General features: G+C 43.9%; 19 protein-coding genes. 11 read left to right on the forward strand and 8 right to left on the reverse strand.

What is annotated here, in order from left to right:
- Positions 1-204 precede the first annotated feature (204 nt).
- Entirely contained in the window at positions 205-441 is a 237-nt protein-coding gene (locus tag GC093_RS03520) for a hypothetical protein (RefSeq protein ID WP_171650471.1), read from the forward strand.
- 418 nt (positions 442-859) lie between these two features.
- A complete protein-coding gene (locus GC093_RS03525) occupies positions 860-1,996 on the forward strand; it encodes a C40 family peptidase (protein WP_171650472.1) in 1,137 nt (378 codons plus the stop codon).
- A gap of 118 nt (positions 1,997-2,114) precedes the next feature.
- On the opposite strand, the gene GC093_RS03530 is transcribed toward GC093_RS03525, so the two are convergent.
- The 3 genes from GC093_RS03530 to GC093_RS03540 form a co-directional block, all read right to left on the reverse strand.
- Positions 2,115-3,188, reverse strand: a complete 1,074-nt coding sequence (locus GC093_RS03530) for an HD-GYP domain-containing protein (RefSeq protein WP_312886453.1) — start codon at positions 3,186-3,188, stop codon at positions 2,115-2,117.
- Positions 3,189-3,320: 132 nt separating this feature from the next.
- Positions 3,321-4,400 carry a ThiF family adenylyltransferase gene (locus GC093_RS03535; protein ID WP_171650474.1) on the reverse strand — a complete coding sequence of 360 codons (1,080 nt, stop codon included), beginning with the start codon at positions 4,398-4,400 and terminating at the stop codon, positions 3,321-3,323.
- Between the two features lie 60 nt (positions 4,401-4,460).
- Complete coding sequence (locus tag GC093_RS03540; protein ID WP_171650475.1) at positions 4,461-5,150, reverse strand: molybdenum cofactor biosynthesis protein; 690 nt, start codon at positions 5,148-5,150, stop codon at positions 4,461-4,463.
- Between the two features lie 158 nt (positions 5,151-5,308).
- On the opposite strand from GC093_RS03540, the gene GC093_RS03545 reads away from it, so the two are divergent.
- Positions 5,309-5,764: a molybdopterin-dependent oxidoreductase gene (locus GC093_RS03545; RefSeq protein WP_171650476.1), complete on the forward strand. Its 456-nt coding sequence runs from the start codon at positions 5,309-5,311 to the stop codon at positions 5,762-5,764.
- A gap of 40 nt (positions 5,765-5,804) precedes the next feature.
- Positions 5,805-7,250 carry a bifunctional metallophosphatase/5'-nucleotidase gene (locus GC093_RS03550; RefSeq protein ID WP_171650477.1) on the forward strand — a complete coding sequence of 482 codons (1,446 nt, stop codon included), beginning with the start codon at positions 5,805-5,807 and terminating at the stop codon, positions 7,248-7,250.
- A gap of 132 nt (positions 7,251-7,382) precedes the next feature.
- Here GC093_RS03550 and GC093_RS03555 read toward each other — a convergent pair whose 3' ends face one another.
- Positions 7,383-8,198, reverse strand: coding sequence for an undecaprenyl-diphosphate phosphatase (locus tag GC093_RS03555; RefSeq protein WP_171650478.1), 816 nt, complete (start codon positions 8,196-8,198; stop codon positions 7,383-7,385).
- A 375-nt stretch (positions 8,199-8,573) separates the two neighbouring features.
- On the opposite strand from GC093_RS03555, the gene GC093_RS03560 reads away from it, so the two are divergent.
- From GC093_RS03560 to GC093_RS03585, 6 genes are all read left to right on the forward strand, one after another.
- Positions 8,574-9,671 carry an HD-GYP domain-containing protein gene (locus GC093_RS03560; protein ID WP_171650479.1) on the forward strand — a complete coding sequence of 366 codons (1,098 nt, stop codon included), beginning with the start codon at positions 8,574-8,576 and terminating at the stop codon, positions 9,669-9,671.
- 180 nt (positions 9,672-9,851) lie between these two features.
- Entirely contained in the window at positions 9,852-10,988 is a 1,137-nt protein-coding gene (gene yfkAB / locus GC093_RS03565) for a radical SAM/CxCxxxxC motif protein YfkAB (protein WP_171650480.1), read from the forward strand.
- Between the two features lie 24 nt (positions 10,989-11,012).
- Positions 11,013-12,059 (forward strand): sporulation integral membrane protein YtvI, encoded by a 1,047-nt coding sequence (gene ytvI, locus GC093_RS03570; protein WP_171650481.1) that lies wholly within the window; start codon positions 11,013-11,015, stop codon positions 12,057-12,059.
- Positions 12,060-12,308: 249 nt separating this feature from the next.
- Positions 12,309-12,512, forward strand: coding sequence for a spore coat associated protein CotJA (locus GC093_RS03575; RefSeq protein ID WP_171650653.1), 204 nt, complete (start codon positions 12,309-12,311; stop codon positions 12,510-12,512).
- A 19-nt stretch (positions 12,513-12,531) separates the two neighbouring features.
- Positions 12,532-12,795, forward strand: coding sequence for a spore coat protein CotJB (locus tag GC093_RS03580; RefSeq protein WP_171650482.1), 264 nt, complete (start codon positions 12,532-12,534; stop codon positions 12,793-12,795).
- A gap of 46 nt (positions 12,796-12,841) precedes the next feature.
- On the forward strand, positions 12,842-13,411 hold the full coding sequence (locus tag GC093_RS03585; protein ID WP_171650483.1) for a manganese catalase family protein: 570 nt from the start codon (positions 12,842-12,844) through the stop codon (positions 13,409-13,411).
- A gap of 384 nt (positions 13,412-13,795) precedes the next feature.
- Here the strand turns inward: GC093_RS03585 and GC093_RS03590 are convergent, their stop codons facing one another.
- On the reverse strand, positions 13,796-14,218 hold the full coding sequence (locus tag GC093_RS03590) for a DUF6526 family protein (protein WP_171650484.1): 423 nt from the start codon (positions 14,216-14,218) through the stop codon (positions 13,796-13,798).
- A gap of 320 nt (positions 14,219-14,538) precedes the next feature.
- Between GC093_RS03590 and GC093_RS03595 the strand changes: the two genes are divergently transcribed.
- A complete protein-coding gene (locus GC093_RS03595; RefSeq protein WP_171650655.1) occupies positions 14,539-15,183 on the forward strand; it encodes an HAD family hydrolase in 645 nt (214 codons plus the stop codon).
- 472 nt (positions 15,184-15,655) lie between these two features.
- Here the strand turns inward: GC093_RS03595 and GC093_RS03600 are convergent, their stop codons facing one another.
- The 3 genes from GC093_RS03600 to GC093_RS03610 are packed head-to-tail and all read right to left on the reverse strand — an operon-like array spanning position 15,656 to position 19,341.
- Positions 15,656-16,762 (reverse strand): YheC/YheD family endospore coat-associated protein, encoded by a 1,107-nt coding sequence (locus GC093_RS03600; protein WP_171650485.1) that lies wholly within the window; start codon positions 16,760-16,762, stop codon positions 15,656-15,658.
- Between the two features lie 23 nt (positions 16,763-16,785).
- Complete coding sequence (locus GC093_RS03605; protein ID WP_171650486.1) at positions 16,786-17,970, reverse strand: YheC/YheD family endospore coat-associated protein; 1,185 nt, start codon at positions 17,968-17,970, stop codon at positions 16,786-16,788.
- Positions 17,971-19,341 carry a YheC/YheD family endospore coat-associated protein gene (locus GC093_RS03610; RefSeq protein ID WP_171650487.1) on the reverse strand — a complete coding sequence of 457 codons (1,371 nt, stop codon included), beginning with the start codon at positions 19,339-19,341 and terminating at the stop codon, positions 17,971-17,973.
- Positions 19,342-19,359 lie beyond the last annotated feature (18 nt).

Raw genomic sequence — 19,359 nt, forward strand, 5'->3', positions numbered from 1 at the left:
GTAAATAATTCCCTTTACAAAATATATTTTAGGGTTAGTATTGGTTATTAACTTAGAATAGATGTAATTAATTTTGTGAGTGTCCAAGCTGATATAGGATATTGGATGTATATATTTAAGAATTCTTCCAGTCTTGTTAGGGCAATATATATTTTGAGACTGCACTAGTAAAGTCTCCTATCATTAAACGAAGGAGTGAGATGAATGGATAAAAACAACGACCGCCAAACAAAAGATGATTCTGAACGCAATACGACCGACATGGCAGGTGTTGGAGAAGCTGTAGGAACCACAGGTGGCGCTGTCGTGGGCGCTGCTGTAGGTTCTTTATTAGGCCCTATTGGAACCATTGCAGGGGGCATTGTAGGTGGAGCATTAGGCAATAAAGTGGGCGAGGGTGTTGGAGATAGCGATGATACTACGAATAAACAGGATAAATAAAGCTAGCTCCATTTACTAAGTGTGAAAAGGATGGGTGTCGGGGAAACTCGACTCCCTGATACTTCGTTAGGTTTGAGGCATGGAATAAAGGCTATAATGTCAATATCCCTCTTTTCCTTGGGAATGGGGGATTTTTTTTATTTCACATGCTCTTAGGCGAACCGTGGTTCACATAGATATATCTCCATAGACTGTTGTAGTAAGCTAATACCTCGGGATTGAGGGCTTTATTTCTTTGAAACTTAAGAGAAATTCCCTAATTTACAAGCGTTTTTCAGTTCGAAATGGAAGGCTCTATCTGACACAGCTCCTTTAATGGTGCTGTGTTTTTCCAATTTTTCTAATGTATAGGGACACCACTCTTATCTCATCCTAATACCCAAAGATATTACTTTTCTCTGAGGGTGGGATTCGAATTATGAAAATTTCTGTTCGACACAGTATTATTGTTTTTTTATCTTTGGCTGTATGTGTGGCAAGCGGGTGCAGTGGTGTATCACAGAAGCAGTCTCAGACGCCTTCAAATGCAGGTACAGGCAATGGAAGCACAGTTAGGAGTGCGGGGGAACCTAATAATGTTTCGATGCTTAATACGACGCAAGGAGCTCCAAATTCGAAAGAAGGAGTTGTAAACATTGTTGGATTCGATGGGAAATTTTATGTTTCGGGCAACGATTTAGCGCGGGTGTTGAATTTCAAAACGAGATGGGAAGCCGCAGATAATACTTATAAAATGGGAGATAATGATGCCACTTATGAATGGAAGGTGGGAGGACTTGAGCTTGTGAAGGGAGATGAACCTATCAAGCTTTCGGATCCTCCAATTTCACGAAATTCATTGGTTTATATACCTGTTACTGCTATAGGACTTCTTCAGGATGATATGAACTATAGCGTTACGGAGAAAGAGCTCGTAATATTCCCTTCTGCTGAAATGGTGACAGATCCTATAGATGGACCAGAAGCTCCAAATATGGGCAGTGACTTGGATTTTGCAGATGATCCGAATGATCCGTTTAAGGGGACAGAGACAGGGAAGGATAACACCCGGGCTGGTATCAGTTTAGGAGACTATTCCCATAACGAAAGCATGATGGCAGCGAGCAGGCTCGAGAATGAGACAGATGAAAATGCTCTGCCCGTAGCGCTTCAGAATATTGACATAGATGCTTTGATTCAGAAAGGAAAATCTTATCTGGGAGTCACCTATTTATTTGGAGCAGCTCCGTATCCTGCTTCAAGTAAATTTGATTGCTCTACCTATTCCCAATATCTGTATAAACGCCAAGGAGTTACATTGAAACGGACCGCGAGGGCCCAAGCAAATCAAGGGACAGCGGTTAGCAGATCAAGCTTGAGGAAAGGTGATTTATTGTTTTTCTATGTGCCGGGACGTTTCCGTACGAATAAAACAGTAGGGCATGTAGGGATTTACATGGGAAATTCCTTGATGATTCACTCATCACCTGAACCCAAGAATGGTGTTCAAATAACTGATATTAATAAAGCCTATTGGAAAAAGACATTTTTGAGGGCTAAGAGGGTTGCCTATTAAGTAATCAGCAGTGAGCCTTATACCTTTTTAATGAACAAGCCTGTAATTCCCTTAATTCGGGGACTACAGGCTTGTTTTGCAATATAACGGTCAGTAGTACAAGATCATAGGCCATGTATTATATGTAGATTTCCTCTATTTCAAGGTCCGGCTGTTCTGTCAAATTGATAAAACGTTCTTTGACCTGAACGAGTGGTTTAAAGAAATCTGAAGGATGTGTCATGATGACATGTCCGATTTCACCGGAAGACAGAAGAACCCGTTTGCCGATAAAATTAGGAATCATGTTACGGATAAACACTTGCGCGACCTGCGGATCCAGTTGTCCAAAGCTGAGTCTGTGCAATTCTTTAAGCACCACTAGCAGGCTTTGCTTTTTTTGGAAAACACGGTTTGATACCATAGCGCTGTAAATATCGGCTACCGCGACTATTTTTGCATACGGATGGATGTCATCACCGCTTAACTTAGATGGATAACCTGAACCGTCCAGACGTTCATGATGCTGAAGCGCGGCTAATGCAATGGCTTCATCCATATTCGAAGATTTAACTAAATTATAACCGTAGTTGGCATGCTTTTTAACTTCATCAAATTCTTGATCAGTCAATCGGCCCGGTTTATTTAGAATATCAAGGCTGATGTTGCTTTTCCCAATATCATGAACATAACCAGCTTTTCCTACAATCAGTGCTTCTTCTTCTGAATAACCCAGCCACTTAGCGATGTAATAGGAAAGCATACCAACTTGGACGCAATGCTGATATGTGTAATCATCTTTTGAATTCATGGTTAATAGCAGGGAGACAACATCATTTTCCTGTTTAAAATGATCTGTCAACGGCTTGAAAGCGTTGTCAATATGTGCCTCTTTAATTTGACCATTTTGTTCAACTTCATAAAATAACAGCTTCATCGTATCTACTGCATTTGCGAAGGTTACTGTTGGATCCTCTTTAAGGTCATCTATGGCACTGCTAGTGACATTAGAATTTTGTTGTTCCGGTAGGCCACCGTCGAAACGAAGCATTATATCCACATAATCAATGTTATGTCGGTGTAGTTTATCAATGTCTTCACCATTCAACACAGTATGAGCCGAGACAACAAGTAACCCATTCCAATTAAAGATGTCAGATCCGGTCCGATCGCCTACATGTAATTCTGTTACAGAAACTTTCAAGCTACTCACCTCGGGATTCGTATAGGCAAACGAAAATTATCGATATTATTAATCATCCTACCAAGAATGTCGAATATTGGCAACATGTAAAATAATTAGAGATAATTTTAAACTCCGAGGTGAATGCTAATATTAATTATTTTACATACCGATGTAGCGGCTATACATGCTTTTGGCTGTTATAGGGTCATCAGTGCCTTGCACTAATAAACGACCATCAGGAAATAACACAAGAGTGATAGTTTCATTAAGATGTAGCTTCAATAAAAACGGATTTGCTTCCACACGCCCTAACGGTTCCCATTTAACAGCCCATTCCTTCAAGTTGAATGCAGTCTTTAAGATAGGCTGGATCTGGACCGAGTTGCGGCCACAGAGGGTTTGAATCGTCTCTTCAGCAATATCCTGATCAAGGTAGTCGTATTGGTGAAGTGCGCAAGCGGGACAGTCTGCTTTACGAGCTTTGCTTACGTCTACTGAAGAGTGTTGATTGTACCATAGGTCCCAATGTACCATCTTACGGTTTAGCTGCTCTTGAGCGCCTACAAGCAGCTTAAATGCCTCAGTCGATTGATGAGAGGCAACGGTATGGATGATCGGACCTATTACACCGGCCGTATCGCAAGTCTCAGTCGTACCTTGTGCGGGTGCTTGACCGAACAAACATCGCAGACAGGGTGTTACTCCAGGAATAATCGTCAAGGATACTCCACGAGAGCTTACGGCGCCTCCGTAAATCCAGGGAATGCCTCGCTTGATGCTTACATCATTAATTAAGAAGCGTACGCTGAAATTATCTGTACCATCTAAGATAAGGTCAACTTCGGAGAGAAGCTCTTCCGCATTGGTAGCATTTAAGTCACTCACAACAGGCTCAAGATGCACAAGCGAATTAGCTTGCTGCAGGCGGATAGCGGCGGCCATGGCTTTTGGTTTAGAAGCAGCGGCGTCAGCTTCATCGTACAGCATTTGGCGCTGAAGATTGCTCGCTTCGACAAAATCGCGGTCAATAAGGCGGATGAATCCGACCCCGGCCCGTACCAGATGATTGGCCAGCACAGTACCGAGAGCTCCCATGCCAACAATCGCCACGCGAGAATTAATCAATTTGGCTTGTCCTTGCTCGCCTATTGGTGCGAATAACAGCTGCCGCGAGTAGCGTTCGGGTGAGGTGACACTAGAATTTGCATTCACCTCATTGTTTGGTTCGGATGGATTCATGATGCGGTTGATCCCCTTTATTTTAGTTTTATTAATTATGTAGAGCAGCAGGGAGAGCCATTAAACCAATGGGTTCCAGGGTCCCTGCTGGTGGCCCTTCCATTCGGAACCGTCCTCCCATATTTCTTTTTTCCAGATGGGTACGATTTGCTTTAACCGTTCAATGGCATGTCGGCTTGCTTCATAGGCTGCGTCCCGATGGGGGGCGGAGACTGCTATAACAACGCTGATCTCACCAATATCGACTCGCCCTAACCGATGAGTGATAGCGCATAGGGCTCCTTCCCATCGCTGTTGGATTTCTCGAATGATTTGGTTCATTGTTTTGAGAGCCATAGGCTCATAGGCTTCGTAGTCCAGTAAAAGGGTGCGCTTGCCATGAGTCCACTCTCGTGTTGTTCCAATAAAGGAGAGTGCGGCGCCGTGATTGGGATGCAGCACTTTAGCTTGGACTGCCTCTACTGAGATTGCGTCTCGTGTAATTTCTGCAAGCTGTGGTTGACCACCGGAAACAGGAGGGATAATAGCAACTTCATCCTCGGGTTGAATGGGATTATCATCTTCCGCGTAGCTTTGGTTCACGGCTACGAAAGAATGATGGAGCATGTCGGCTGCTAGCGGATAGCGGGCAATTAGCTGCTCCTTCAACAGTAAGGATGTCAGCGGAGTTGATTGCTCCCATTCAAATTCAATCAAAGGACCGCCCATTCGCTCGGCCAATCCGGCAAAAACATAAATGTGCAGCTTCATATTTGTTCACTCCATTAATTCTATATTTACATAACTTTTCAAACTACCTATGAACAAATCTGATGTATAGCATACCATAATTTGATGGGTTAATGGTATAATAGAGGGATACTTGAAATGATAAGAACTGATTAGATTGGGACGATGGAGGCATAGGGATGAAAGTCAGTGTATATGATGAATTGTGCGGAGACGCTGAGTTTACTGTTGATGAGTTGAAGGCGTTGGCACCTCTGCATCTGTCTTTGAAGGATCGAGTGCAAGGTGTTGAAGGCAAGGCATTTGATCTATTGACATGGTACGGAGCATGGCGGCAGAGGCAACTTGCAAACACAGACCGGACCCCTGTTTATATGGAGGTTGAGGCTGTCGATGAGTTCCAAGCAAAGATTCCCTGGGAGCAGCTGGGGCAAGCGGCCTTCTTATATGAACAGACCGGTGAACCCCTGAAGAAAGGCTTCCCCATTCGTCTTTATGTTCCAGACGGGAGCAGTGAGTGTCTAAATGTAAAAAGCGTTGTGAAGATTAAATTCAGCTATCATGGATCATCTGCTGAGGCTTCCTACGGTTTTAAAAACCAAGTTTCAATAGAGGACCTTAAGCTTAAAAAATAATACTTTACTCTAAAATTAACAAAGAAGGAGGGTGGCCAAAATGACTTCACCGCTGCTGCGGCTTCGAATCCTTCATACGAATGATATTCACAGCCATTTTGAACAGATGCCGTCTATAGCAGCCGCCTTCCATGAGCTTCGAGTCTCCGCTGGAGCAGAGCATACGTTGACGCTCGATATTGGAGACCATATGGATCGTATGCGGCCGGAAACAGAAGGGAGCTGCGGCTCCGCGAATTTGGCTGTTATGAATGAAACTGGATACGAGGCAGTAACGATTGGCAACAATGAAGGGTTGACGTTTTCCAAGGAAGCGCTGAACAACCTATACAGTTCTGAAGCAAGCTTCAAGGTGCTGTGCAGTAATTTGCTGGATTCGGCGACAGGTAAGGTACCATCCTGGGGAGTCCCTTATCATATAATAGAGAAAGGCGGCATCCGTATCGGTCTGATCGGTGTCACTGCCTATTTTATCGATTTTTATACGCTGTTGGGCTGGGATATCCAAGAGCCTATCGGGGTTACGGCTAATCTGGTTAGAGAGCTCCGAACTCAAGTGGATTTGATCGTAGTATTATCCCATCTTGGTTTACGAAATGATGAAAAGATGGCGATAGAAGTGCCGGGAATTGATATTATTCTGGGCGGACATACACATCATTTATTAGAAATTCCTCAGAGGACTGGGGATACCGTGATATGCGCAGCGGGTAAATTCGGTCAATATTTCGGTGTGGTGGATGTACAATTCGATCCTACTACGCGAAAGCCCGTATCAATTGAGGGGTATGCAAGGAGTGCTAACGATTACTCTGAGGCTGAAGATGATCGTGTGAGAGCTCTGATCGAACGGTTTGAAGCAAGCTCCAATCAGGTGCTTTCGCAAGAAGTCGCCTATTTACAGCAGCCATTAGCAGCTGACTGGTACATGGAGGCACCGCTTGGGAATCTGCTTGCATCAGGCTTGCGGAAGAGGGTTGGGGTCGATATTGGTCTTGTAAACGCAGGACAGTTTCTGGATGGCTTAGCGAAAGGCCCTGTTACAGTAGGGCGGCTGCTGGAAATATGCCCCTCCCCGATTAATCCGTGCTTGATTGTGCTCTCCGGGAAGAACATCTTGCAAGCTTTGGAGGAAGCCCTGTTACCCGAATTTCAGAAGAAGCTGCTATATGGCTTCGGATTTCGCGGAAAGGTGCTCGGAATGCTGAATGTAGACGGGCTTAGAATAGAGTATGACTTGAATGCTCCGGAATATTCAAAAATTAAGCAGGTATGGGTTGGATCTGAGCTCTTAGCGATAGATAAGGACTACAAGGTTGCAACTATTGATATGTTTACGTTTGGCGTGGGGTACCACTCCTTATCTAAAGGCAAAGAAATTCAATATTTTCTTCCGGAATTTTTACGGGATATTATGCAAGCTGAGCTTCAGGATCCTGAGTCCATCGATAAGAGCAGTGTACAGCATTGGTTTGAAACATCGTAGAGGTCAGAAACAAAAGAGCTTGAGAGGCTGATACAAAGAAGAAAGGACATTCAAGCTGTTATCAGCTTGAATGTCCTTTTCACTGTCAATAAACCATTACCCCGGAACAAAACTCATCGGGAATTCAAACTATTATAGGACAAAGAAATATAGTGCAAATAAGGTGGCAACCACGAATCGGTAGTATGCAAAGTAAGTTAGTTTGATACTTGAAACGAGTTTGATAAAAGTGACAACAGCCAATAAAGCTACAATGAAGGATACGATAAAGCCAACAGCGAAAAAGCCTGCAATATCCATAGTAAACATCTCGTGCGATTTCAAGATGGATAACCCTGAAGCCGCGAACATAAGAGGAACCGCCATAATAAAGGTGAAATCTGCTGAGGCACCTCTAGTGACACCGGACAGCATACCTCCGGCAATCGTTGCGCCTGAACGAGAAAAGCCAGGCCATACAACGGATAAAATTTGATAAAGCCCGATATAAAACGCCTGCCGGTAAGTAATATCGTCCAGCTCGACTGCTGTTTTCGGAGCGTTTGATTTTTCAGCTAAAATAAGGAGAATACCGCCCGCAATTAAACTGATCACGACCATTTTAGGGTTGAACAAGTATTTATCGACTACATTATTAAACAGAAGTCCTACAACACCTGCCGGTACTATACCAATCAGGATATGGATCAAGTTGAGCTTCTTTTTGCCGACTCTGGTAGGATCTTTTTTTAAGCCAAACAAACGAAGAATTCGATTCCAATACAAGACAACGATCGCCATAATGGCTCCAAGCTGGATTACGATCTCAAATATTTTCAACATTTCATTATCTTCTGGAATCCCCAAAAGCGCTTGCGTCAAAATCATATGTCCCGTTGAAGAAACAGGTAAAAATTCAGTAAGTCCCTCCACAATACCTAAGACGATAGAAATCCAATAACTTAACATAAAAGCCTCCCAGTTGTTTTGTACAAACCTCTTCTATTTTAGCTTGTAATGGAATGGCACACAACTTTTAGTTTAGTGTTTAGAAAAACTTAATAAGTTGAGCTGAACTTAGATAACGTATGAATCCAAGGACCCAAGACCAGTCCTGTCTCATTTTCTATAAAACAAAGATTAATTATGAGTCTGAAAGTAGTTGCAAAGTAACGCATAACTGAACTTATTAGAAGCTTCTGCTTGTGCATGAAGCCTTATTTTAAGTGTAGATAGTAAAAATAATGTCGAAATATGGAATTATGTATTGCTCTTTTTACTTGAATCCAGTACATTTATGCTAGATAATCTGAACTTCTGAAGAAAGAAGACGTGGTTGTACATATGCGTTTGCTACCTCTTAGCATGGTTCGCCCTGGAATGAAGCTGGGGAAGAAGATTTATAATGAAGAAGGATTGGTCCTTCTTGGTGAAGAAGTCGAACTAACACAAACTTTAATTAATCGATTAGGTAAACATGGAGTCGATTTCCTCTATATAGCAGATCCACGGACGGACGACATTATTGTGCCTGATGTTTTGAGCGACGGCACTAGGCTGAGAGCCATTTCGGAAATCCGTACCTCCTTCCGCAAGCTGATGGATGATTCCATGAAGCGTAAATCGGCGGGATTTGTTCAAATGGGCAGAGCATTTCGTGATGTCATGAATTTAATCATTGATGATTTGAGCGGTCATAAGGACGCGATGATCATGCTGTCGAATATGAGTGTTATGGATGATTATTTGTTTCAGCATTCCTTGAATGTGTGCATTTATTCGACAATGCTCGGAATGGCGCATGGCTATAACCGCGAGGAGTTAATGACTCTAGGACTTGGATCGCTGCTTCATGATATAGGCAAAACACAAATTCCAATCGATCTGCTGCGCAAAAATGCTAAGCTTACCGATGATGAGTTTTCCTGTATTAAGAAGCATGCGGAATATGGTTTTTACCTGCTTAAGGATGAACCGAATATACCGCTGTTGGCAGCACACTGTGCGTTCCAGCATCACGAACGGTTAAACGGGAGCGGGTATCCGCGAGGCATTGAAGGGACGGCTATTCACGATTATGCTCGTTGGATCGGACTGGTAGACTCTTACGATGCCATGACTACCCACAGGGTGTATCGAAAAGCGATGCTGCCGCATCAAGCGATGGAAATTATTTTTGCCGGTACAGAAACCTTGTATGATAAAAGTAAAATTGAGCTGTTTCGTGATAAAATTGCTATATACCCGATTGGACTTACGGTAACGCTCAATACAGGAGAATCTGGTATTGTAGTCGGTTTGAACAAACTTATACCTCATAGGCCAATTGTTCGACTGCTGACGAACCAGGATGGACAGGAGATCCAAGCACTGCAGGATGTGGATTTATCGAAGAAACTGTCGCTAATGATAATAGGAGTTAATGATATCGTACCTGCTTAAGATAAATAGGAATGAAATCAATCGCCGCTTGCAGCCTTCTTAGGATGTTTAGCGGCGATTGTTTTTTCAATTCTTTTATGATTATGTTGGAAAATATGGTTTTGGTTACATTTTCATTTTTCTACGTCATAGGATACAATAGAGAGTAAAATAATTATAGAGTCAGGTGTGAAATACAAGATGATACATAAATTGAATCCCGCGGTTTCTGCCATTACACCTCAGAATGACCCCTGGGATCCGATCCGTTCCCTTCATAGGCATGGCAAGCATATTTTAACCAGCGTTGAGCTAACCGTTACCAATCTTTGCAATATGCGATGTGAGCATTGTGCGGTTGGAGAGACGCTAACCATGACAGAAGGTCCCAAAATACCGCTATCCAAAGTGCTTCAGCAGCTTGATCAGGTGGAGCATCTCGAAACCATTAGTATTACAGGTGGAGAGCCCAGCTATCACGCAGCAACGGTGCGGGACTATATCGTACCCATTCTTAAATATGCCAGAAGCCGAGGGATTAGGTCTCAGCTAAATTCAAATTTAACGTTGGATTTGGCTCGGTATGAAATGATGGCTCCCTATTTGGACGTTATGCATATTTCATTTAACTATACATCTGCTGCTGACTTTCATGAGGTTGGGTTTGTTCGGTCAAGCCACCCGGTTAAGCAGCAAACGTCAGGAAAGCTATATGAACGAATGGTAGAGAATACGCTTGCTCTAAGTCGTGGGGGGATGCTTATCTCAGCTGAATCCATGATTAATTACCGTACGCATGATAAGCTGTCGGATATTCATCGCCTTATTGTGGAAATGGGCTGCATGCGACATGAGGTTCACCCCATGTATCCGAGCTCGTTTGCTTCTAACTTGCCCGTACTGTCCCTAGACCAATTCAGGGCATCAATTACCAAGCTTTTGGACGAGCGGGACCCCAGCTTGTGGATGCTATTTGGAACACTGCCCTTTTATGCTTGCAGCATGCTGGAGGAAGATCGACGCTTGATCCGAAGGCTCCGCGAAGAGCCCAATGTAACTGTACGGAATGATCCCGATGGGCGAAATCGACTGAATGTGAACCTGTTCACAGGGGATGTTTACGTGACTGACTTTTCGGATGTTCCAGCACTGGGTAATATCCATTCAGATACATTGGAGCAGGTATTTGAACGCTGGGAGGCGCACCCGCTGCATGGTTCAGTCAATTGCCATTGTCCGGCGGCTCAATGCTGCGGGCCCAATCTTTTGGTTGTGGATTCGTATTACAAGGATGTCGATTTTACAACACGCAAAGCAGCTGAAGAGTCGGCGTCTTAAAATAGTAGGGGGGTATGCCGATTCATGTCTCTTAGAACAATATTGTTTTGTGCGATTGGCGTAGTGCTGATTTATGGGATGTTTACCATTGGTTTTCCATTTTTTATGGCATTGGTGATCGCGATTTTCCTGGAGCGTCTGATTCAGGGGATCATGAAATACGCCCGTTTAGGCAGGGGATTGGCTGCAGCTATCGTATGTACTTTTTTTACGGCTGCTATGCTGGGATTCTTTTATCTAGTCGGATTTAAGATTGTATCGGAGCTAATCCAATTCTGGAAAGATGCACCCGACTATCTGAATAATGCACAGAGGTTTCTAGAGGACACATCGGAAAAGACCCGAAGCTTTTACAGTACTCTTCCAGCGGGGCTTGCTAAGCAGTTGCAGAGCCTGATGGAAACTGGAGTTAATACGGTTACGGAAAATATTAAAGACATTGTTACGGCGGTTTCCGGTTATTTTCTGGGAATTGCCAAGACGATACCGAATTTATTTGTATTTTTTGTAGTGTTTGTGATTGGCTTGTATTTGATTTCTTATGGTTTGCCAATGCTTAGAAAATCTTTCCTGCAGTTATTCGAGAACAAATCGCAGGCTAAGGTTATCAGTGTGCTGTCCGATCTGCGGCGTGCTCTACTTGGGTTTATGTTTGCACAGCTGCTAATCAGCTTTCTTACATATATCGTTACATTAATAGGTCTACTGTTCTTGAGAGTTGAATACCCTCTGGCCGTAGCATTGCTGATAGTTGTCGTTGATTTGCTGCCGGTTCTGGGTACAAGCGCTGTTTTGGTGCCGTGGGCTTTATATTGTATGCTGGCGGGAAATGCGTTTCTTGGTGTTGGACTTTTAATTCTACTTGTGATTATTATGCTGTTCCGAAGACTGATTGAACCGAAAATAATCGGAAATGCAGTCGGGATCAATGCATTGGCGGCGCTAATGAGTATGTATGTGGGCTTTAAGCTTGTCGGTGTAGTAGGGTTATTTCTGGGGCCTGTACTGATAATTGTCTATCAAGCACTGCGCCGAGTAGGGCTGCTGCAAATTAATATTAAGCTGGATTGAAGGAATTTTATACAGTTATACACAAGACTTGGCGGTTCATATGGATGCCAGGTCTTTTTTGTGTGCTCATCGATACAAACCACTTGTAATTGAGCGCCTTACTCCGTAAGTTGATTAATTTGTTTTCATCTACTGTTCATAAAGGACGAGATTATTAGCTAAATATGTATAATAGCAGTTCTTCATCCCAAAAGTGCTAGCTTTTTCAAGGTAGTTCCCCTTAAAGCTCTAAGGAGGTTATCATCCATGATGTCATCTCAGGAAAAAGTATGGTATCCGTTTATCGGCCCGTTTCACCCCTGTCCCCCAATTCGAGTTAAAACGTACAGCACACCGCCGCAATTGTATATCCCGTTTCAGCCAATGAATTTGCCCCAATATTCGCCGATGGAAGCATTAAGGCTAGGTACGTTATGGCCTATGCTTTACAGTCCGTACGATACAAAATGTTAATTTGAAGGGAGCTGGTTTCATGGAACAACAGTTATCTGAGCACTACTATACGATGCTGCAAGAGCTGCAGGCTGTTGATTTTGTATTGGTCGAATTGACGCTGTATTTGGACACTCACCCGCTCGATGCTCAAGCCCTTCAACAATACAATCAATGCGCACATAAAAGGATGCAGCTAGCGCATAAATTTGAATTGGAATTCGGTCCTTTACAGAGCTTTGGACGCAGCTATTCCCGACAGCCGTGGCAGTGGGTTGAAACCCCTTGGCCATGGCAGGTGTAAACTCGTTGATAATGAACGTTACTAACGAAGGGAGAGGTGCGAAGGCATGTGGATCTATGAGAAAAAGCTGCAATATCCAGTAAGAGTCAGCAAATGCGATCCCAGGATGGCTAAGCTGTTAATGGAGCAGTACGGAGGGGCAGACGGAGAGCTTGCAGCTGCGCTTCGTTATATGAATCAGCGCTATTCGATCCCTAATAAAGTGGTGGGGTTATTAACGGATATTTCTACGGAAGAATTTGCTCACCTTGAAATGATTGCGACGATGGTTTCCAAATTGACCAAGGATGCGACTCTAGAGCAATTGAAGGCTGCGGGAATGGATGATTACTACGCCGCTCACGACAGGGCCTTGTTCTACAACAATGCTTCTGGAGTACCCTGGACTGCAGCATATATTCAAGCCAAAGGAGACCCGATAGCGGATTTGTACGAGGACATCGCTGCAGAGGAGAAAGCGAGGGCTACATATCAGTGGCTGATCGATTTGACAGATGATGTGGATTTGCAGGATGGACTTAAATTTTTGAGGGAAAGGGAGATTATTCACTCGCTGCGCTTCCGTGAAGCAGTGGAGATTTTGAAGTCAGAGCAGGATGTGAAGAAAGTATTTTAAAAGCCAAAATCCCCGTTCGTCTTATCGTAGACAAGGGGGCTTTTGTCAATATTCAAGTTAGGGTAATGCCGTTGTATTATTTGCCAATAAGCCCGACAAGGATCCCAATATCAACAGTTACCATCGTGTATAGCGCTCTTTTAACGTATCGGTTGCAATAGAGTTCGTCTAGGAAGATGAACATAAGTAGGCCCCCTTAATAAAGAAAAGTTTCAATAATCTATACATTCTATGCGGTTGTTATAAACTCTTTATATGATGGGGTGGTAAATGAACCCATTTGCAGAAAAAGAAGGTTAGAGCAGCATGGAACGAAAAAAGACCGTCTCCCCTATCTAATCAACACGATTGGATGGGGGACGGTCTTTTTATGTGTGTTAGGATTTAAAGTCGGTTATGATCAGCACGCCAGCTGGAAATAGCTTTCTTGATGTCATTTGGCTTCATTTTATTCTCAGCAGCTTTACGAGACAATTGGGCAAATTCATTATCGCTTGCAAATCTCAGCGCTATGATTTGATCTATCGTTAGTCTGGAGTCGTGAGGCTTGCCAGTGAGGATGTAATGTCTTAGGTTCTCCTCGGCGCGAATAGCGCGGTCCTGTGCTTTTAAGGCATAGCCTCGCACTTTCAGAAACAGGAACAGCAGAGCTACAGCTATTCCAAGGAAGAGCACGCCTTCAAACACTTTGCCTGTTGCAACTAAGAACCAAATGGAGCCAACTAGAACAAGCAGAGTAAGAAAAGATAGGACATAGTGGTAAAGCGGATCCATCTTACGATGATTACTGAAATCTTGCTGTTCCATAATTAGTTAGTCCTCCTGAGGGGATAAGATGATTTCTTGTTTGATAAATTCTGATATGGACAAGAAGCTGCTGCCAAAACACGAAAGTATCTTCATTGTATCATCGAATGATTTCGAATAGCGGCATATCTATTATGTCATTTACATGAGGTGTGGGCAATAGAAAAGTGGACTTTGAACTATTACAATTGTTAATCTATGCGCGGTTGATAGGTTCAAATGCTGTTTGACAATACAAGAAAATCATGGTTGTATAGAACGTGATTAGTCAAATTGGGAGGGATCAGGGTTTGTTACCAACTTTTCAAAAGCCGGAAGCCATGATATTTGATTTGGACGGAACTTTATTTCAGACGGAAACACTGCTTTTACCGGCTTACCATGCGACGTTTGACCAGTTGCGTTCAGAGAAGCTTTATATTGGCGATACACCGCCAGAGAGTACGATTCTAGGCAGCCTGGGAATGCTGCTTGAGCATATTTGGCAGAAGGTAATGCCTGAATCAGATGTAGCTGTGCATAGGCGTGCTGATGTCTTGTTATTGGATTACCAGTTAAACGGTTTAGCTGGTGGAGAAGGAATCTTGTACGAAGGTGTGGCGGAGACCTTAACTGCATTGCATCAGCAGGGCGTTCGATTGTTTGTTGCAAGTAACGGTCTGGAGTCTTATGTAAAAGAGGTTGTCGCCCATAAGAGCATCGGCCCGTTGTTCGAAGGCTTGTACAGTGCAGGTGAGTTTCAAACGCGCTCCAAGGTGGATTTAGTTCGGATGCTGCTGGAAACCTACGATATCAGCTCAGCTTGGATGGTTGGCGACCGCTCCTCAGATGTGGAAGCGGGCTTGAAGAATGGCTTGACAGTCATTGGCTGCGATTACGCTGATTTCAAAAGCGGCGGCGAATTAGAAGATGCTCATGTTCGAATCCAACACTTTAGTCAGCTTCTGGAATTGATTGAACGTTAAAAGTGGTACAAGATGTACAGAAGATGTTTTAACATGAAACTCCGCAGGGAGTTCTTACAGCACTAAATTAAAAGAGCAGGTACCTGCTTAATAAATCGGACATCTTTTAGGTTAAATTCCCATGTTGGCATAGCATAGTCGCTCTACGAAGTATTTTAGCGGATCAGAAAGTTCCGTTATTCTATCTACCCGGTCAAATTCTAGACGATAGCGGAAGCCAAAATTCCTCTATTAAGGACAATGTGGGCAACCTACACAAAAAACGAAGGGATAACGGAACGAATGCTTCCGCTATTTCTTCGTTTATTGTTTATTAGGGGGAATAACGGAAGGCTCGTTTCCGCTATCTGTTTCTTAAGGTTAGACATCAGGTAAAATAAATTCAATAAGAAATGATTACAGTACGAGCTTGGCAGAATAATAAGAGCTCCTTCCAGTGTCCATAAACACGGAGGGAGCTCTTATGCATTCATTATTCATTATTGTCTGACGGTTTTTTCTTTAACAGCCAAAGGGCGTACTCCAGAGGACGGACGATGGCATTGCGGTAGGTTTCACGCTCGCCGATCCGGTAAAAGACTTCCCGAGATGGCTTCGGGTTAACTTCCAGAAGCCACACCTTGCCATTAGAATCAACAGCCAGATCAATGCCTATCTCACATTGGATGCCGAACTTTTCTTCGGTAAAATGGGCAACATTCATTCCTAGCTCATAGGCTTCATTTTTAATAGCATTGATTTTAGCCATATCGGCAAAGCGTCTCTTAAGGAGCAGCTCCATAGGGGTGGCGGTGCCACCCCCGTGAAGGTTCGAGGTGACCGAATTTTTCGGTCCGACCCTGCCGGCGCAGCCGGTTATTTGCCATTGGCCCTTGCCATTTTTTTGCACCAGCATACGAAAATCATGGACGCGTCCATCCTTCAGTGTAAGAGGGATTCCTTGCTGAACAATGTAACGCCCCTCTAATCGCCAACCGCTTAATCTTGAAGATATTTGCGTTGCATTGACTTTCTGAGCGTTAATAATTCTCCTCTGCGGGTCACGTCCTTGGAGAATGAATAATGAATCGCCCATGCTCTGAAGGCGGACGATGCCACGTCCGCCCGTACCATTGCGAGGCTTTAAAAACACGCGTTGGTGCTGCTTCAAAAATTTGAGTAAATCTTTATCCCCGCTGTATCGAACAGTTTCTGGGAGATGGGCGGCTATCTCTGCATTTTCCAATAAGATTTGATGCATAGTCCATTTGTTAGCCAAAGGTTTGCTCAGGTAGCGCAGCTTGCTATACCGAGTACGGAATTTACTAATTTTGTGGAAATTGTCGACTCCTTGGTAACGGCATCGGTCATAAATCAAACCTGGGATCGGTACCCGTTTGCGATACCACTTCAGGGTTGGAGTATGAAAGAACAAAGCATTGATTTTATTCATGGATCCATCCAAGTCATCGGGAGTAAATACAAGCACTTCAATCCCAAGCTTTTGCCCGTGTACACTCAATTTGCGAAAGAAAGAAAGCTCTTCGAGCTTTTTCCCTGGCAAATACATGGCCAAAACACCTAATTGATAAATGCTCATCACTGGTCACCTGCTTATCTTGCTTAATGGTCAGTCAAATTGGCAGCTTTTTTCTTGGCGCGAACAGCAGACCGTCCTTCTTTTCTAGGGGATAGTTTAGATAAGTGGATGCAGTACCGAATCAAGTTATCCAACGATCTTTTGCGGATATGGGGCTCGTCGAATTTCATTGGCTTGGAGTTGGCTTCAAAAAACCAGATCTGGCCAGTCGTATCCACTCCTAAATCAAGGGACATTTCACCCAAAGCGGTACCGCTTGCTTTCTCAATTTGTTTGGCGACAATCAAAGCCGTCTGCTTGGTGCGGCTCAAAATTTTCTTGCTGGTAAGCGACCCGAAGCCTGCCTCCAGCAGCTTGGAGGGATCATCAATGGATCCTCCACGGGGCACATGTGTTGTAATGCTGGACTTACCTGCGAGCCGAGCTCCTACTCCGGCAACGGTCCACAGGCCCTTGCTGTTTTTCTGCACAAGAACACGAAGATCAAAAGGACGCTGTTTGTAGTTGGATAATGAAATACCTTGCTGCATGATATAATCCTTCGATCCTACCATTTGTCTTATTTGTGACCATAGCTGAGGGACATTCGTATAGCGCGAAATGTGGCTCTTTGTTTTTTCTTGTATGCTCAGTTGATATTTGCGTGATTTGGATTGTTTATCTGCAAGTCTGCTAACCTTCATAATACCTTTCCCGGCCTTGCCCTTAACTGGCTTTAAATAAAGGTTGGAATGCTTCTGCAAAAGCTGTTCCAGATCATCGCCAGAGGTCAGCTTTTGCGTTGTTGGAATGAAGGTCTGTGTATCTTTGGATTTGTTCAGCCATTCGAACAGAGTCCATTTATTAAAAAATGAAGGATTAAAAAAGCTGATCTGCCCATGTCTTATACAGGTTTGAATAATTTGCTGCACCTCGGGGAGCAGTTCGAATTTTCGGTAAGGTATACGGTTATAAACCACGTTCGGAAGGGGCTGCGGCCCCTTTTTCCATGATCTAGTTTGGAAATTGTAAGTGTATCCGACTAAAGTTTGACCGGTGAGTTTAAACTCAGCAGTGGTTACGACATAAACAGTAACGCCTCTTTCTTCACCGACACGGATTAAATCGACAAAATTTTCTTTATTTCCTCGAAAAATCCGGGTTTCATCGGCATAAGTGAGAATGGCCAGTGTAGGCCGTTGCGGCTTTTGGTGTAAGAGTAGTTCCATTTAGGAATCCCTCCTTGCTCGAAATCGGCTAAGGTATAAGCAGTAATCATACACGTGCTGCAGAGCCGCCTTACCTTCTCCTTTAAGTGCGGGATGCTTGAAAATGGAACGGCCTGGCTTGGAGTTTGCTTCGAACATCCATATGCGCTCGTTCTGATCAATACCAAGATCGAAGCCAAGCTCACCCAAGAGATGCTTTTCATTGCGTTCAATGGCTTCAGCGAGTTTAATTGCGGTTTCTTTGGCATTGTCTAGTACTTGATCTGCTCTGGAGCCAAAAACTTGCCGCAGCACCTGGTCTGGAGTCATCAGTTGCCCGCCGGAGCGGACATGTGTCGTTACACTGCCTTTCCCGGCTTTTTTAGCGCCTATTCCAGCTACTACCCAGTTGTTATTGATGTTCTTAGTCAGATGGAAACGGAAATCGATAGGGCAGCTGTCAAGTTCAATTAAGCGAATTCCCTGCTGCGCTACATAATGGTTAAGGCGTCCATTAGTGCGGTTCAACAAGGACATCAGCGAATCGAACTTACTGAAACGAAGCAGAACATTTTTACCGGAACGACGGAAACGGGCATAATAGCCACGTTTCGGGTTATAGGTCAGACGGTAAATGCCAATTCCCAGGCTTCCTCCCGTTGGCTTGAGATAAATGAACTTGTGCCTATCGAGCATCTCCTTGATCTGGCCGGATGATGGGTTGATATGCGACTCTGGCACATAGCGAAAGGCATCACTGCCTTCCAGTAAATTATAAACATCCCATTTATCATAGAAAGCCCAGTTAAAGAGCGGAATATTTTTTCGTACAAACCGCTGTTTGAATGCATTCATGGAAACCAGCTTCTCCGCTTTGCGGCTGGGAAGTCGATTATAAACCACATCTGGTAAGGGTACGGTTTTGCGATACCATCCGCCGCCCTCTTTGCGCTGAAAGGTTCCCGTGACAGTCTGTTGGGACCAGTTTACATCATTTGGGGAAAAGCCAAAGTAATAGGACTTCTCAGCACCTACCCGCATAAACTGGCGGATAAATTCGGTTCTTGAACCGAAGGGGGCGGAGGTGCTCCCATTAACACTTGTAAGAATCCCGATTAACGGACCGATCCGAATGTCCTTGCCGTTGTGGCTCACTATCGTACTTGTACCCAGGTAAGGGATATGCAGTTGAGACATGATGGACAGTGGCACATGTAAATGGTTCCCGGTTTTTTTCAGTAGACGCAGGCCTGCGGTGACACTTTTGCTGCCTAGGTGCAGGATTACGGATTTAGTCTTTGACAGCTTGATGGATCTCGCCAATTCACTGGTCAAGTAGATGACTCTTTCCTGTCTCTGCGTCACATGAATCGTGCAAGTGGTCAAACTCATGGTTTTCCTCCTAAGAGT

This window comes from Paenibacillus foliorum, assembly GCF_013141765.1.
Classification (GTDB): Bacteria; Bacillota; Bacilli; order Paenibacillales; family NBRC-103111; genus Paenibacillus_S; species Paenibacillus_S foliorum.

What these genes read in the sequence shown, in the direction of transcription:
- GC093_RS03585 (WP_171650483.1), top strand. Translation starts at nt 12,842, where the DNA reads ATGTGGATCTATGAGAAAAAGCTGCAATATCCAGTAAGAGTCAGCAAA.
- GC093_RS03610 (WP_171650487.1), bottom strand. Translation starts at nt 19,341, where the DNA reads ATGAGTTTGACCACTTGCACGATTCATGTGACGCAGAGACAGGAAAGA.
- GC093_RS03540 (WP_171650475.1), bottom strand. Translation starts at nt 5,150, where the DNA reads ATGAAGCTGCACATTTATGTTTTTGCCGGATTGGCCGAGCGAATGGGC.
- GC093_RS03605 (WP_171650486.1), bottom strand. Translation starts at nt 17,970, where the DNA reads ATGGAACTACTCTTACACCAAAAGCCGCAACGGCCTACACTGGCCATT.
- GC093_RS03550 (WP_171650477.1), top strand. Translation starts at nt 5,805, where the DNA reads ATGACTTCACCGCTGCTGCGGCTTCGAATCCTTCATACGAATGATATT.
- GC093_RS03545 (WP_171650476.1), top strand. Translation starts at nt 5,309, where the DNA reads ATGAAAGTCAGTGTATATGATGAATTGTGCGGAGACGCTGAGTTTACT.
- GC093_RS03520 (WP_171650471.1), top strand. Translation starts at nt 205, where the DNA reads ATGGATAAAAACAACGACCGCCAAACAAAAGATGATTCTGAACGCAAT.
- ytvI (WP_171650481.1), top strand. Translation starts at nt 11,013, where the DNA reads ATGTCTCTTAGAACAATATTGTTTTGTGCGATTGGCGTAGTGCTGATT.
- yfkAB (WP_171650480.1), top strand. Translation starts at nt 9,852, where the DNA reads ATGATACATAAATTGAATCCCGCGGTTTCTGCCATTACACCTCAGAAT.
- GC093_RS03580 (WP_171650482.1), top strand. Translation starts at nt 12,532, where the DNA reads ATGGAACAACAGTTATCTGAGCACTACTATACGATGCTGCAAGAGCTG.
- GC093_RS03590 (WP_171650484.1), bottom strand. Translation starts at nt 14,218, where the DNA reads ATGGAACAGCAAGATTTCAGTAATCATCGTAAGATGGATCCGCTTTAC.
- GC093_RS03555 (WP_171650478.1), bottom strand. Translation starts at nt 8,198, where the DNA reads ATGTTAAGTTATTGGATTTCTATCGTCTTAGGTATTGTGGAGGGACTT.
- GC093_RS03560 (WP_171650479.1), top strand. Translation starts at nt 8,574, where the DNA reads ATGCGTTTGCTACCTCTTAGCATGGTTCGCCCTGGAATGAAGCTGGGG.
- GC093_RS03535 (WP_171650474.1), bottom strand. Translation starts at nt 4,400, where the DNA reads ATGAATCCATCCGAACCAAACAATGAGGTGAATGCAAATTCTAGTGTC.
- GC093_RS03600 (WP_171650485.1), bottom strand. Translation starts at nt 16,762, where the DNA reads ATGAGCATTTATCAATTAGGTGTTTTGGCCATGTATTTGCCAGGGAAA.
- GC093_RS03575 (WP_171650653.1), top strand. Translation starts at nt 12,309, where the DNA reads ATGTCATCTCAGGAAAAAGTATGGTATCCGTTTATCGGCCCGTTTCAC.
- GC093_RS03595 (WP_171650655.1), top strand. Translation starts at nt 14,539, where the DNA reads ATGATATTTGATTTGGACGGAACTTTATTTCAGACGGAAACACTGCTT.
- GC093_RS03525 (WP_171650472.1), top strand. Translation starts at nt 860, where the DNA reads ATGAAAATTTCTGTTCGACACAGTATTATTGTTTTTTTATCTTTGGCT.